The organism is Nocardioides sp. AE5, assembly GCF_031844485.1.
GTDB lineage: Bacteria > Actinomycetota > Actinomycetes > Propionibacteriales > Nocardioidaceae > Nocardioides.
This window is the reverse complement of record NZ_JAUZVI010000015.1, coordinates 1-13799: the sequence shown is the minus strand read 5'-3', so window position 1 is coordinate 13799 and position 13799 is coordinate 1. Positions and strand designations below refer to the sequence as shown.

Annotated in this window: 11 protein-coding genes; 7 read left to right on the top strand and 4 right to left on the bottom strand. The window is 70.9% G+C overall.

What is annotated here, in order from left to right:
- The first annotated feature begins 34 nt into the window (after positions 1-34).
- The 3 genes from hrpA to Q9R27_RS17650 all read left to right on the top strand — a co-directional run bounded on the left by hrpA (position 35) and on the right by Q9R27_RS17650 (position 5264).
- On the top strand, positions 35-4003 hold the full coding sequence (gene hrpA / locus Q9R27_RS17660; protein ID WP_397220065.1) for an ATP-dependent RNA helicase HrpA: 3969 nt from the start codon (positions 35-37) through the stop codon (positions 4001-4003).
- A 35-nt stretch (positions 4004-4038) separates the two neighbouring features.
- Complete coding sequence (locus Q9R27_RS17655) at positions 4039-4638, top strand: hypothetical protein (protein WP_311253725.1); 600 nt, start codon at positions 4039-4041, stop codon at positions 4636-4638.
- A gap of 245 nt (positions 4639-4883) precedes the next feature.
- Complete coding sequence (locus Q9R27_RS17650; protein WP_311253724.1) at positions 4884-5264, top strand: type II toxin-antitoxin system PemK/MazF family toxin; 381 nt, start codon at positions 4884-4886, stop codon at positions 5262-5264.
- Here Q9R27_RS17650 and Q9R27_RS17645 read toward each other — a convergent pair whose 3' ends face one another.
- Positions 5265-6005 carry a hypothetical protein gene (locus Q9R27_RS17645; protein ID WP_311253723.1) on the bottom strand — a complete coding sequence of 247 codons (741 nt, stop codon included), beginning with the start codon at positions 6003-6005 and terminating at the stop codon, positions 5265-5267.
- A 96-nt stretch (positions 6006-6101) separates the two neighbouring features.
- Between Q9R27_RS17645 and Q9R27_RS17640 the strand changes: the two genes are divergently transcribed.
- On the top strand, positions 6102-7511 hold the full coding sequence (locus Q9R27_RS17640; protein WP_311253722.1) for an extracellular solute-binding protein: 1410 nt from the start codon (positions 6102-6104) through the stop codon (positions 7509-7511).
- 21 nt (positions 7512-7532) lie between these two features.
- Here Q9R27_RS17640 and Q9R27_RS17635 read toward each other — a convergent pair whose 3' ends face one another.
- On the bottom strand, positions 7533-8816 hold the full coding sequence (locus Q9R27_RS17635) for a ribonuclease D (protein WP_311253721.1): 1284 nt from the start codon (positions 8814-8816) through the stop codon (positions 7533-7535).
- On the bottom strand, positions 8813-9430 hold the full coding sequence (locus tag Q9R27_RS17630; protein ID WP_311253720.1) for a DUF3000 domain-containing protein: 618 nt from the start codon (positions 9428-9430) through the stop codon (positions 8813-8815). The genes Q9R27_RS17635 and Q9R27_RS17630 overlap by 4 nt, the downstream gene beginning before the upstream one ends.
- Positions 9431-9502: 72 nt before the next feature.
- Here Q9R27_RS17630 and hemE point away from each other — a divergent pair, with 72 nt between their 5' ends.
- Positions 9503-10531 carry a uroporphyrinogen decarboxylase gene (gene hemE, locus Q9R27_RS17625; RefSeq protein ID WP_311253719.1) on the top strand — a complete coding sequence of 343 codons (1029 nt, stop codon included), beginning with the start codon at positions 9503-9505 and terminating at the stop codon, positions 10529-10531.
- Here hemE and Q9R27_RS17620 read toward each other — a convergent pair.
- Positions 10488-11456, bottom strand: a complete 969-nt coding sequence (locus Q9R27_RS17620; protein WP_311253718.1) for a DUF4349 domain-containing protein — start codon at positions 11454-11456, stop codon at positions 10488-10490. The two genes, hemE and Q9R27_RS17620, sit on opposite strands and share 44 nt — an antisense overlap.
- Before the next feature lie 155 nt (positions 11457-11611).
- On the opposite strand from Q9R27_RS17620, the gene hemG reads away from it, so the two are divergent.
- Together hemG and hemQ are read left to right on the top strand one after the other, a co-directional pair.
- A complete protein-coding gene (gene hemG, locus Q9R27_RS17615; protein WP_311253717.1) occupies positions 11612-12973 on the top strand; it encodes a protoporphyrinogen oxidase in 1362 nt (453 codons plus the stop codon).
- Positions 12974-12996: 23 nt separating this feature from the next.
- Entirely contained in the window at positions 12997-13725 is a 729-nt protein-coding gene (hemQ, locus tag Q9R27_RS17610) for a hydrogen peroxide-dependent heme synthase (protein WP_311253716.1), read from the top strand.
- Positions 13726-13799: the final 74 nt, after the last annotated feature.

Genomic DNA, 13799 nt, shown 5'->3' with positions numbered 1-13799 from the left:
ACAGATGCGACACCCGGGCGCCGGGTGGGGGAGAATGGACCGCGTTGTGAACGCTCCTGCCAAGATCACCTATCCCGACCTGCCGGTCAGCTCCCGGCGTGAGGAGATCGCCGAGGCGATCCGCGACCACCAGGTCGTGATCGTGGCCGGCGAGACCGGGTCGGGCAAGACCACCCAGCTGCCGAAGATCTGCCTCGAGCTCGGGCGTGGGGTCCGCGGGGACGGTCGCGGCAAGTTGATCGGGCACACCCAGCCACGCCGGATCGCCGCGCGGTCGGTGGCCGAGCGGATCTGTGCCGAGCTGGCCAGCGATGGGATCGGCGACCAGCTCGGCGACGTGGTCGGCTACCAGGTTCGGTTCACCGACCGGACCTCGCGCAGCTCCCGGGTCAAGCTGATGACTGACGGCATCCTGCTCGCCGAGTTGCAGCGCGACCGGATGCTGGAGAAGTACGACACCCTGATCATCGACGAGGCCCACGAGCGCAGCCTCAACATCGACTTCATCCTGGGCTACCTCAAGCGGCTGCTGCCCAAACGGCCCGACCTCAAGGTGATCATCACCTCGGCCACCATCGACCCCGAGCGGTTCGCCCGCCACTTCGCGGACTCCCGCGGCAAGCCGGCCCCGATCATCGAGGTCTCCGGGCGCACCTACCCGGTGGAGATCCGCTATCGCCCCCTGGCCGAGGTCCGCGGCGGGGCCGACGACGAGCGCGGCAGCGACCTGGACCAGGACGGCGAGGTGGTGGTCCGCGATCAGACCGAGGCGATCGTCGACGCTGTCCGCGAGCTCAGCGCCGAAGGCCCCGGTGACATCCTCGTCTTCCTGCCCGGCGAGCGGGAGATCCGCGACACCGCCGACGTGCTCAACGAGGCCAACCTGCGCAACAAGCTCGACGTCGTACCGCTCTATTCGCGGCTCTCCGCCGCCGAGCAGCACCGCGTCTTCGAGGCGCCCCGCCCGGGCCGCGGTCGCCGCGTCGTACTCGCCACCAACGTCGCCGAGACATCGCTGACCGTGCCCGGCATCCGGTACGTCGTGGACTCCGGGTTGGCCCGGATCTCGCGCTATTCGGTGCGCACCAAGGTGCAGCGCCTGCCGATCGAACCGATCTCCCAGGCTTCGGCCAACCAGCGCTCCGGGCGCTGCGGCCGGGTTGAGGCCGGTGTCGCGATCCGGCTCTACTCCGAGGAGGACTTCGAGGCACGCCCCGAGTTCACCGACCCGGAGATCCTGCGCACCAACCTGGCCTCGGTGATCTTGCAGATGGCCTCGCTCGGCCTGGGCGACATGGCCCGGTTCGGCTTCGTGGAGCCGCCGGACAAGCGGAACATCCAGGCCGGGACCCAGTTGCTCGAGGAACTCGGCGCGCTGGGCCAGGCAGGACGGTCACAGGGCGGTGCCAGGCGGGGGAACCGGCTCACCCGGCTCGGTCGGCGGCTGGCCCGGATGCCGATCGACCCCCGCCTGGGCCGGATGGTGCTGGAGGCTGAACGGCTGGGCTGCGTGCGCGAGGTGATCGTGATCGCCGCGGCGCTCTCGCTGCAGGACCCGCGCGAACGCCCCGAGGAGCAGCGCGCGCAGGCCGACCAGTTGCATGCCAGGTTCAAGGACCCGACCTCGGACTTCCTCACCCTGCTCAACCTGTGGCGCCACCTCAAGCAGGAGCAGAAGGAGCGCTCCTCGAGCGCCTTCCGGCGGATGTGCAAGGCCGAGTTCCTCAACTATCTCCGGGTCCGCGAGTGGCAGGACTTCGAGTCGCAGTTGCGCCAGGTCTGCAAGGAGATGGGCGTCGACCTGGGCAAGCCCACGGGCACTGCACGACCTTTGCGTCCGGCCCCCGACAAGGACGGCGCCGGGACAGCCGGCAGCACGTCCGCGCCGTACGACGCGGATGGCATCCACCAGGCGCTGCTCTCCGGCCTGCTCTCCCACATCGGTGCGCTCGAGGAGCGCGAACCAGCGCCGAAGGGGCGCAAGCCGGAGCGCCGCGGCCCCCGTGAATACCTCGGCGCCCGGGGCGCCCGGTTCGCGATCTTCCCCGGCTCCGGGCTGGCCCGGAAGAACCCCGAGTTCCTGATGAGTGCCGAACTGGTCGAGACCAGCCGCCTGTGGGCCCGCCAGAACGCCGCGATCAAACCCGAGTGGGCCGAACGCCTCGGCTCCCACCTGGTCAAGCGGACCTACTCCGAGCCGCACTGGTCGGCCAAACGGGCCGCGGTGATGGCACGCGAGAAGGTGACGCTGTACGGCGTACCCCTGGTCGCGGACCGGTTGGTCAACTACGGCCGGATCGACCCCGAGATGGCCCGGGAACTCTTCATCCGCCACGCCCTCGTATATGGCGAGTGGCCGGCGCTGGCGAGCGGCCGCTACCGCTTCCATGCGAAGAACACGGCCCTGCTGGCCGAGGCCGAAGAACTCGAGCACAAGGCGCGCCGCCGCGGCATCGTGGTCGATGAGCACACCCTCTTCGACTTCTACGACGCCCGGATCGGTGCCGAGGTGGTCAGCGGCGCGCACTTCGACACCTGGTGGAAGGAGGAGCGCCGGCGCAACGGCAACCTGCTCACCTTCGACCCGGACATGCTGACCCACGACGGCGCCGAGGAGGTCAGCGCCAGCGACTATCCGGCGCAGTGGCACGACGAGGGCCTGACCTTCTCGATCGGCTACAACTTCGAGCCCGGAGCGGTCGACGACGGCCTCACCATCGACGTCCCGGTCGCCACACTCAACCAGGTCGCACCCGACCAGTTCTCCTGGAACGTGCCCGGCCTGCGCGAGGAATTGGTGACCGCGCTCATCCGCAGCCTGCCGAAGACACTGCGGGTCAGCTTCGTCCCGGCACCCAACAAGGCCCGCGAATTCCTGGCCGCCGTGCCGCCGGGGGAGGAGCCGCTCCTGGACGCACTGGAGCGGTGGATGCGCTCGGTCACCGGGGTCGTGGTGCCGCGCGAGGCATGGGACTGGACGAAGGTCCCGGCCCACCTGCAGCCCACGTTCCGCATCGTCGACGAGGCCGGGCGCGAACAGGGTCGCGGCAAGGACCTCGACGCGCTCAAGGCACCCCTGCGACCCCGGTTCGCCGAGGCGATGGCCGAGGTCGCCGCAGATTCCGGGATCACGGTGACTGGCCAGACGGAGTGGACGTTCGCCACCATCGAGTCCTCCTTCAGCCAGGTCCGCGCCGGCCATGAGGTCCGCGGCTTCCCGGCCCTGGTCGATGAGGGGGAGAGTGTCGGCCTGCAGGTCTCCGGCTCGGCTGACGAGGCGGACGCCCGGCACCGGCTCGGCGTACGACGGTTGCTGCTGTTGGCGCTCGACGAGCGGGATGCGGTGGTCCGGGAGATCCTCGGCTCGCTGGGCAACACCGAGAAGCTGGCGCTGGCCGGATCGCCGTACCCGAGCGTCGCCGAACTGCTCGAGGACTGCCTGCTCGCCGTGTTGACCGATGCTGTGGACGCTCGCGAACCGGTGCGCGACATGGACGCCTGGCAGGCCCTGGTCGCCAGGGCCCGGGCGGACCTGGCGGACCGGGTCCGGACCGTGCTGGTCGACGTGATCCGGGTCCTGGCGGCGTGGCGGCGCGCGGACAAGGTGCTCAGCGGGCGGACCGAGATGACCACCCTTGCCGCCCTGGCCGACATGCGCGCCCAGCTGGACCGCCTGGTCCGGCGCGGCTTCATCGCCGAGGCCGGTGCGCGCCAGTTGCGCGAGATCCCGCGCTATCTCGCGGCGATCGAAGCGCGTCGTGACCGGCTCGAGGCGCAGCTCATGAAGGACCGCCAGTTGATGGACCAGATCGGCGACCTGCAGGACGCCTGGCTGCACCGGATCGAGGCCCTGCCCGAGGGACGCCCGCCCGGTGCGCACCTGCGCCAGGTGCGCTGGATGCTCGAGGAATACCGTGTCTCCCTGTGGGCGCAGCAACTCGGCACTGCCCAGTCGGTCAGCGATGCCCGGATCCGCAAGGCCCTGACCCAGCGCGAGGAGTGAGCCGGAGGTAGGGCAGTGGGTCGTAGGCTGGACGGGTGAGTTCGGACCCGAGGCAGCGCCCCCACCATCGCCCCGCGATGCAGGCCGGTGCGTTCTTCGACGGACTGATCGGCGGGACGGACCCGGCCCAGGTCAGCGAGGCGGCGGATCGGGCCGCGACATTGCTGGTGCGTGGCGCGGCGGATAGCGCGGATGCGGCTGTGGCGGACCGGCTGCTCCACCTGGCCGATGAGGAGGGGCTGGAGACCCTGGCCGAGCTCTGGTCGCATGCCGCCTTCGACTCGCTGGCCGGGTGCCTGTGGCGCCTCTACCTGCTCCGGGCCTGGGTCCATGCCACTCCGAACCTTGCTGCGGACCAGTTCGAGGTGGGCCGTACGGCGGCGCCGGTTGCCCGCGTCGTCGCGGGAGTCGCGGACCCGCCCGGGCCGGACCAGGTCCGCGCGATGATCGATGCCGTGCTGCGGGGGATCGCGGTGGCCGACTTCGCCGACGTACTCTTCCGGGCTGCTGCGTTCGCCCGGGTCGTCGCCGTGGGCCGGGCCACGCTGGAAGCCCCCGACGCGCAAGCGATGCTCGGCCTGGCCGAACAACTCGAGGCAGCGGGCCACCTGGAACTGGCGCACGCACTCGCCTGACGCCCCGCCACGGGGAGTTCCCGTGTCGTTCGCAGTCACCCAGCGCCTGCGAACGATACGACCCGTGTGGGTCCGAGGAGGTTGTCCGGCGGATTACACTTGCCAACGGTACGCCGGACCGCGGCAGCCCCGGGTCCCAAAATAAGCCGCTACGAGCGGCCACGCGCCGTGAGGCGCTCCCGGTTCGGCGTACCACGCGCTCTTCTGGCCTGATGTCGCTCGTGGTGCCCGCTAGGGTGCAGTGCATGGAAGCGACGTACGCACCCGAGGCAGATGGAGAGCCGGACCCCGGTGAGGTGGTCTGGGGCTGGGTGCCCTACGACGAGGACGCCAGCCAGGGCAAGGACCGCCCGGTGCTGCTGCTCGCCCGTGACGGTGATGCATGGCTGGCGCTGCAACTCACCTCGTTCGACCACGACACCGATGCCGAGCAGGAGGCGCGTGCCGGGCGCTTCTGGATGGACATCGGCACGGGGCCGTGGGACAGCAAGCGGCGGCCCAGCGAGGTGCGGCTGAACCGGTTGCTGCGCCTGCCCCGCGACGGCTTGCGCCGCGAGGGCGGGCCGCTGGAGAAGGGAACCTTCGACGCGGTGGTAGCCGCGGCGCGCGAGTACCTGCCGATCTGATCAGCCGATGCGGGCCGCGACTGCTGCGGCAGCCCGCTCGGCCGGCGTCTGCCCGTCCTCGTAGTTGTAGTCCATCCCCTGGCTCTCGATCACGACCAGGGAGACCCACGTGTCGTGGGTGTTGATCGCGACGCCCTGCCACACGTGCGCGTCGGCGAGGGCCGGGTCGCTGAAGTGGGCGACGTACGCCTCGGCGGTGCCGTGGGTGCTCTCCACCGGGAGCAGGTCGCCGACCTCGCTCTCGTCGGCGGTGATCGTCGTGGCGCAGTCCTGGTGCCAGGACAGGAGTACGTCGCGGAGTTGCTCGGCCGACTTCGTGTCGGCCAGCGAGGCCACCACCTGGGTCGCGGTGGCGTCGCCCGCGGTGTAGGAGACCGACTCCACGTCCTGCGCACCGATGTCGGTGAGCGAGGCCTTCTGGCAGGCGCCGAGCGGCTCGACGTCGCTGGCGCCGGATGCCTCGGACCAGGTGGTCTGCTCATTGAGCCCGGGCATCGCTTCGGCGCTGAGCAGCAGGTCGCTCGCCTGCTCCACGGCCGGGCCCGACGGGGGCGCGGCGGGGGTCTCCGAGGCGTCGTCCCCGGTCTCCGGGGCAGCGCTCGGTGCCTGGCTCGGCGTACTGCTCGGCTCGCCGCCGGTGGGGGTGCCGTCCTCGGTGCCACAGCCGGCCAGGGCAAGGGCCAGGCCGAGGGCGGCAACGGCGGCGGGGACGGAACGTCGGAGGCTGCACGGTCCAGGCATGCGCCCAACCCTAGTGCCTGGATGCACCCGAGGAGGTTTGCGCGCCGCGTGCCCGGATATCGTGTCCGGGAGACCAAGGGTGAGAAGGGTGCGGCAATGCTGAGGACACGTACGACGCTGGCGTGCGGTGCGCTGCTGCTGGCCTTCGTCGCGGGCGCCTGCACCACGAGCACCCAGCCACCCAAGGTGGACCCGACGGGTTCGGTCGCCGACCCCGTCGCCTTGACCTTCCTGGCCTATGGGCCAGCCGAGGAAGTCACCGCCATGGAGTCCATGGTGGCCCGGTTCAACGAGGAGAACCCGACCTACAAGGTCACCCTCGAAGCGGTCGACGACAGCGAGGACGTCATCGACCGGCTCAGCGGCGACAACCCGCCGGACATCTACCTGCTCTCCCAGCGCGACATCGCACGCGTGGCAGTGGAAGGCCTCAACCAGCCGATAGACGAACTGCTCGATGCGCGGAACGTCGACTTCAGCGACGCCTACAAGCGCGACGCGATCCAGGCCTACTCCTTCGACAACCACCTGCAGTGCATGCCATACGGCGTCTCCCCGATGGTCGTCTACTACAACACCAAGCTGGTCGACTTCGAGGCGATGGCAGCAACCGGCCTGGAGGTTCCCGAGACGCCGGAAACCCTGGCCGATGCCTGGGAGTGGAACCTGGAGCAGTTCGCCGATGCAGCGACCTGGGCGGCGAACTCCGCCCCGGGAGCCAGGGGCGTCTACATCGAGCCGTCCCTCGAGGGCCTGGCGCCCTTCATTTATTCCGGTGGCGGCAAGCTCTTCGACAACTCCTCCGAGCCGACCACCCTGGCCTTCTCCGATGGAGCGAGCCAGGAGTCGCTGACCGAGATCCTCACCCTCCTGCGCACCGAGGGCCTCGCGCCGAGTGCCGCCGACCTGGGGGACGGCACCGCACTGGACATGTTCAAGGACGGCCGGCTCGGCATGATCACCGGCTACCGCAACCTGGTGCCCGAGCTCCGCGATGCCGAGGGCCTGAGCTTCGACGTGATGCCGATGCCGACCCTGGACGCACAGACCACGGTCGGTGACGTGACCGGTCTCTGCATGGCCGCCAACCCCTTCAGCGTCTCCGCCGCAGCCGACTTCATTGCGTACGCCGTCGCTGCGGACTCCGTCGCCGAGGTGGCGCAGGCGGGCTATCTGGTGCCGGCCAACAACCAGGTCGCGGAGGGCGAGGACTTCCTGCAGCGTGACCAGGAGCCGGCCCGTGCCGAGGTGTTCAACGCCTCCGTGCGGGGCATCGTGGTTCCTCCGTTGCTCGAGTCGTGGGACCAGCTCGAGGAGTCGGTCAGCGTCCAGGTGCGGCGCCTGTTCACCGATCCCGACCTGGACCTGGTCGCCATCACCGAGGAGATCGACGCGATCTCGGCGCCCGTGGTGGCCCAACTGGTCGTCGACAAGGAAGCCATCGCCGAGGAACGGGCGAAGAGCCAGGAGACCGCCGTCCCGGAGAACGTGTCACCGACCAGCTGACCCGGGCACGGTCGCTAGCTGCTAGTCCGCTTCCGGAACGTCCGGCTCCTGATCGCCGGCCAGCGTCGCGTCGCGGACGACCGGTGCCACCAGCTCCACCTGCCAGGGCCGGGCACCGAGGTCACTGAGCATTCCGGCCGCGTCGGAGAGCAGTGGCTCGGGGTCACGGGTCGCCGGTGGGGTCCACAGCACCCGGCGGAGCGAATCGGGGGTGACCAGGTTCTCCACCGGTACGTGCAGTGCCTCGGAGAGATCGGCCATGGCCTGCTTGGAATGGGCCAGCCGGCGCCCGGCGCGTGGGTCCTTGTCCGCCCAGGCGCGCGGCGGTGGGGGACCGTCGTGGCGGGCGGCGCGGCGCGGCAGGTCGGCCTCGTCGAGGTCGCGCGCCTCCTGGATCGCCTCCAGCCAGGCGGTCGCATGACGGGAGGCGCCTCGGCCGTTGAAGTCCTTCAGGCCCAGCAGCGCACGTCGGCTCGACGGCATCGCGGTCGCGGCGGCGATGATGGCCGAGTCGGGAAGGATGCGGCCCGGCGTGATGTCGCGCTCGGCGGCGATCCGGTCACGGGCGCCCCACAGTGCGCGGACGGCGGCCAGGGCACGGCGATTGCGGATCTTGTGCACCTGGGAGGTACGCCGCCACGGCTCGGCGCGCTGGGTGGGGGTGAAGTCGAGGAGGTGCTCGAACTCCTGGCGGGCCCACTCGTCCTTGCCGGACTCGACGAGTTCGGTGGCCATCGCCTCACGCAACTCGCCCAGCGGTTCGACGTCGAGGGCGGCGTACTCCAGCCAGGACTCGGGCAGCGGGCGCTTCGACCAGTCAGCGGCCGAGTGTTCCTTGCGCAGGTGGTGGCCGAGTGCGGTCTCGACCAGGGTGGCCAATCCGACCCGCGGATAGCCGAGGAGTCGCCCGGCCAGTTCGGTGTCGAACAGCGAACTGGGACGCAGGCCGACCTCCGCCAGGCAGGCCAGGTCCTGGGTGGCTGCGTGCAGGATCCATTCGACGCCGTCGAGTGCCTCGGCCAGGGGAGCCAGGTCGTCGAAGGCAGTCGGGTCGACCAGGGCCGTGCCGGCACCCTCGCGGCGCAACTGGATCAGGTAGGCGCGCGACGAATAGCGATAACCCGACGCCCGCTCCGCATCGATCGCCACGGGGCCGCTGCCGGCCGCGAACTGCTCGGCGACCGCTTCCAGGTCCGGTGTCCGTTCGATCACCCCGGGCAGGCCGTCGCGCAGCGTCAGCAGCGGCACCGGGGCAGGCTTCTCCTCCGGGTCCTTCGACTCGGTGGTGTCCTCGGGTCCGCTCACTGGCGCTGACCGCGCCGGCTGGGCATGACGGCGACTCCTTCGGGGACCGGTTCCAGGCCGGCGGTGGTGCAGAGCAACTCACCCCATGCCTCGACGTGGGCGGAGACGTCGAAGTCGCCGTCGTCGGGCCCGACGGGGGTCCACGAGGCGCGGATCTCGATCTGTGCCGAGGCCGGCTCGTCCTCCATGCTGCCGAAGTTCTCGGTGGAGACGCTGGTCACCGTGCCGGAGGGGGCGGCGTACCCGGCCCCGTGTGCGTCGAGGGCCTCGGTCAGCCACGACCAGCCGACGCCGCCGAGCAGCGGGTCGGTGATCAGTTCCGGGTCGATCTCGGCGCGGGCATAGAGCACGAAGCGGAACGTGCCGGCCCAGGCGTCGTTGCCGACCGGGTCGTGGAGCAGGATGATCCGTCCGGTCCCGACGTCCTCCCCGTCCACGGTGACGTCGGCGCTGAGCGCCGAGGCGTGCGGGGCGATCCGCTGCGGTGCGGGCATCGACTCGCAGAAGACCTCGGGCCGCAACCGGGCAGCGGCCATGCTCTCGACGGCCAGCCGGAAACCCTCGGGGACTGCCCCCGCGCCGGTTCCGGGGCGCGCCTCTTGACGGACCACCATGGCATCCACAGTAGGCCCGTCGCGCCCGATCCGGATGTGTGCCACGCCGCCTGACCTGCGAGGATTCATCCTGTGACCCTCCAAGACTCTGCCTTCCTGCGTGCCGCCCGGGGCGAGGACGTGCCCCACACCCCGGTCTGGTTCATGCGCCAGGCCGGGCGTTCGCTGCCCGAATACCTCAAGGTCCGCGAGGGGATCGGGATGCTCGAGTCCTGCATGGACCCGGACCTCGTCACCGAGATCACCCTGCAGCCGGTGCGTCGCTATGGCGTGGACGCCGCGATCTTCTTCTCCGACATCGTGCTGCCGCTGAAGTCGGTCGGCCTGGACATCGAGATCAAGCCCGGCATCGGCCCGGTGGTGGCCAACCCGGTGCGCACCCTGGCCGACGTCGCCTCCATCCCGGACCTGGACGCGTCGATGGTGCCCTACATCAGCCAGGCCGTGCGCAACCTGGTCGCCGAGTTGGGGGACACCCCGCTGATCGGCTTCGCCGGTGCCCCGTTCACCGTGGCCAGCTATCTGGTCGAGGGCGGTCCGTCGAAGGACCACGCCCGGACCAAGGCCATGATGTTCGGCGCCCCCGAGGTGTGGGAGGCGCTGATGGCGAAGATCGGCGCCATCGCCTCGGCGTACTTGCGGGTCCAGGTCGAGGCCGGTGCCAGCGCCGTCCAGCTCTTCGACTCCTGGGCCGGCGCCCTCACCCCGGCCGACTACCGCCAGCACGTGATGGCCCACTCGGCCCGGGTGCTGGCCGACGCGGCGGCGCTCGGCGTGCCGCGGATCCATTTCGGGGTCGGCACCAGCAACCTGCTCTCGCTGATGGGCGAGGCGGGCGCCGAGGTGGTCGGCATCGACTGGCGTACGCCGTTGGACCGCGGCATCGCCCAGGTCGGGGACCGCGCGGTCCAGGGGAACCTGGACCCTGCCCTGGTCTTCGCGCCGACCGAGGTGATGCTCGCCCGGGCCGGTGAGGTGATCGAGGCCGGGAAGGCGGCCAGGGGCCACATCTTCAACCTCGGCCACGGCGTCATCCCGACCACCGACCCGGACCAGCTCAAGCGGCTGACGGAGTTCGTGCAGGCCTACCCGCTCGCCTGAACCGACGCCATCCGAACCGGGCGCCGACGCCGAGCAGGAGCACCATCGCGGCGAAGGGGAGCGCGGCACCGGTGACCTCGGCGAGCACCGCGCCGGCGGCGCCGAGGGCACCCCAGCCTGAGAGCAGCCCGGCCAGGAACGGGTTGCGGTCGTCGTCTGCGGCCGGTTCCTCGTCGACCGCTTCGTCGTGGTGCTGGACGTGGACGGTGATGGTCGACATCGAGGTCTGGTCGGCCAGCCACGCCTGACGTGACTTCGATGCGTCCAGGGCGGCCTGCCGGTTGGTCAGCTCGGCCTCGATCCGGACAAGTTCGGCCAGGTCGTCGGCCTCGGCCAGGAGCGCCTCGATCCGTTGCAGGCTCTTCTCCTGGGCGCGGATCCGGGCGGCCACGTCGATCACCTCGACGGAAACGTCCCGGGCCGAACGCGTGGTGCCGACCAGGTCGCCTGCCCCGGCCAGGGTGGTCATCGCCTCGTCGAATGACGCTGCCGGCACCCGGATCACCAGCCGGGTGGCGCTCACCTGGCCATCACGATCGGTCGTGGTCTCCTCGTCGCCAATGGTCCCGGCGACGGTGTCGATCGCCTTCTGCACCTCGAAGCGGGTCTTCGCGACGTCCGCGCTGCGCAACGACACGGTGCCGGTGCTGATCACCGAACGGTCGCCGGGGTCGGGGTCGGCGACGGACTGGGTCGAAGGGGGCCCTGCGTCGCGGGCCGATTCGGCCGATTCGCCCGAGCTGGACTCGTCGGCATGGATGTGGTCCGGTTCGGCGGCACGGGTCGGGGCGTTGTCGGAGCCCTGTTCCAGTGCGGCGCTGGAGTTCCGGGTGGAACCCGTGGAGTCATCGCCGGCGCAGGCGCCGAGCGTGAGGAGGGCAATCGCGGCCAGCGCCGCGGCGTACGTGCGGGTCGTCCTCTTCATGCAGGTACGACGCACCCTGCCGCCACCCGGTTCCCACGAACGCTCAATGGCTGTGTCGCGAACGCTCAATGGTTGCGGTTCGAGAGCTCAATCGTTGTTGTGGGCAGGGCCCCTGACATCAACGAGTGAGCGTTCGTGTGTGGCAGGGTTGGGGCGTGAGAGTCCTGGTCATCGGCGGCGGCATCGGCGGCCTCGCCGCCGCACGCGAACTGGGCCAGGCTGGCCATGAGGTGCTCGTGCTCGAGGGTACGGACCGGGTCGGTGGCAAGGTGCGACTCGGCTCGGTCGCCGGGATCACCGTCGACGTCGGTGCCGAGGCGATGCTCAACCGGCGCCCCGAGGCGACCGGCCTGGCCCGCGCCGTCGGCCTCGACCTGGTCCACCCCGCAACCGTCGCCTCCCGGATCTGGACCCGCGACGCGCTGCGGCCGCTACCGCGCTCGGTGATGGGGATCCCGGCGGATCTCGACCAACTGGCCGCGACCGGGGTCCTCGACGACGCCGGCATGGCCAGGGTGCGCGCCGAGCAGGTGCTCCCGCTGGAGGCGCGCGACGTCCCGGTCGCGGACTTCGTCGGCGCCCGGCTGGGACACCAGGTCGTGGACCGGATCGTCGAGCCGATGCTCGGCGGTGTGTACGCCGGACATGCGGCCGAACTCTCCGCCCGCGCCACCATTCCGCAGGTCCTCGCCCTGCTGGAGAAGTCACCTTCCCTGCTGGCAGCGGCGAGCGCCGTGCCTGCGCCATCGGAGGTGCCGGTCTTCGCCGGCCTGGCCGGGGGAATCGGCCAGCTGCCCGCCGCGATCGTGGACGCCGGGGGCTTCACGGTCCGCACGGATGCAATGGTGCGCGAACTCCGCCGTACGCCGTCCGGGTTCGAGGCGGTGGTGGGCCCGACCACCGCGGCCGAGTTGATCACCGCGGACCAGGTCGTCCTCGCCGTCCCGGCCCCGGCTGCCTCCCGGCTGCTGTCGGGCGTCGCCCCGGTGGCCACCCTGGAACTTGCTGCCATCGAATACGCCTCGATGGCGATCGTCACCCTGGCGTTCCCCGCCGACGAACTGGCCGGGCTGGAGGGTTCCGGCTTCCTGGTCCCGCCCGTCGACGGGCGCCGGGTCAAGGCAGCCACCTTCAGCTCCCGCAAGTGGGGCTGGGTGGGCGAGGCGGGACGGTCGGCAGGGGGACTGGTGGTGTTGCGCACCTCCCTGGGGCGCCACCGCGAGGAGGCAGCCCTGCAGGCCAGTGACACCGAACTGGTCCAGCAGTCACTGGCCGACCTGGCGCTCGCCACCGGCCTGGGGACGAGCGTGAGACCGGTGGACGCCCACGTCCAGCGCTGGGGAGGCGGGCTGCCCCAGTACGCCGTGGGCCACCTGGACCGGGTGGCGCGGATCCGGCAGGCGGTGGCGCAGGTGCCCGGGCTGGCCGTGTGTGGTGCGGCGTACGACGGGATCGGCATTCCGGCCGTGATCGCCTCGGCGCACCGGGCCGTGGCCGACCTCGGGACCTCGCGTTAGTGCAGGGGCGGCACAATGGGGGCATGTCCAGTGCTGACCAGAACCCCGCCCCCACCAACGCCGCCCGGATCCGGGAACTGAACGACACCATCCGCTACACGATGTGGTCGGTCTTCCGGCTGGAGACGATGCTGGGCGACCTGGACGAGCAGGGCCGGGCAGCGGAGGCGCAGGAACTCGAGGCGCTCTACGAGAAGTTCGCTGCGGACGACGTGGTCGTCCGGGGGACCTACGACGTGGCGGGCTTCCGCGCCGACGCCGACGTGATGATCTGGACCCACGCGGCCTCCTCGGAGCAGTTGCAGGCCGCCTATGCCGCGCTGCGACGTACGGCGTTCGGTCGCCGCCTGGCGCCGGTCTGGTCGCAGATGGCGCTGCACCGGCCGGCCGAGTTCAACCGGAGCCACCTGCCTGCCTTCCTCTCCGAGGAGCCGAAGCGGCACGTGGCCGTCTATCCCTTCGTCCGCTCGTACGAGTGGTATCTCCTCGAGGACGCCGAGCGGCGCCGCCTGCTCGCCGAACACGGGGGGATGGCCCGCGACTATCCCGACGTACGGGCCAACACGGTTCCTTCGTTCGCGCTCGGCGACTATGAGTGGATCCTGGCCTTCGAGGCCGACGAGATGTACCGCATCGTCGACCTGATGCGCCACCTGCGCGGCTCCGAGACGCGACGCCACGTGCGCGAGGAGGTGCCGTTCTACACCGGCACCGCAGCAACGCCGGCGGAATTGCTGGCCCGCCTGCCCTGAGCAGGACGGCTCGCTCGATCCGCGCCGCGTGGTCGGGCGGTGCGAATTCGCGGGGCGCCGACAGCCGGTCTCAG

Coding starts and splice junctions, on each gene's coding strand:
- hrpA (WP_397220065.1), top strand. CDS start 35: ATGGACCGCGTTGTGAACGCTCCTGCCAAGATCACCTATCCCGACCTG.
- Q9R27_RS17650 (WP_311253724.1), top strand. CDS start 4,884: ATGGAAGCGACGTACGCACCCGAGGCAGATGGAGAGCCGGACCCCGGT.
- Q9R27_RS17645 (WP_311253723.1), bottom strand. CDS start 6,005: ATGCCTGGACCGTGCAGCCTCCGACGTTCCGTCCCCGCCGCCGTTGCC.
- Q9R27_RS17640 (WP_311253722.1), top strand. CDS start 6,102: ATGCTGAGGACACGTACGACGCTGGCGTGCGGTGCGCTGCTGCTGGCC.
- Q9R27_RS17630 (WP_311253720.1), bottom strand. CDS start 9,430: ATGGTGGTCCGTCAAGAGGCGCGCCCCGGAACCGGCGCGGGGGCAGTC.
- Q9R27_RS17620 (WP_311253718.1), bottom strand. CDS start 11,456: ATGAAGAGGACGACCCGCACGTACGCCGCGGCGCTGGCCGCGATTGCC.
- hemQ (WP_311253716.1), top strand. CDS start 12,997: ATGTCCAGTGCTGACCAGAACCCCGCCCCCACCAACGCCGCCCGGATC.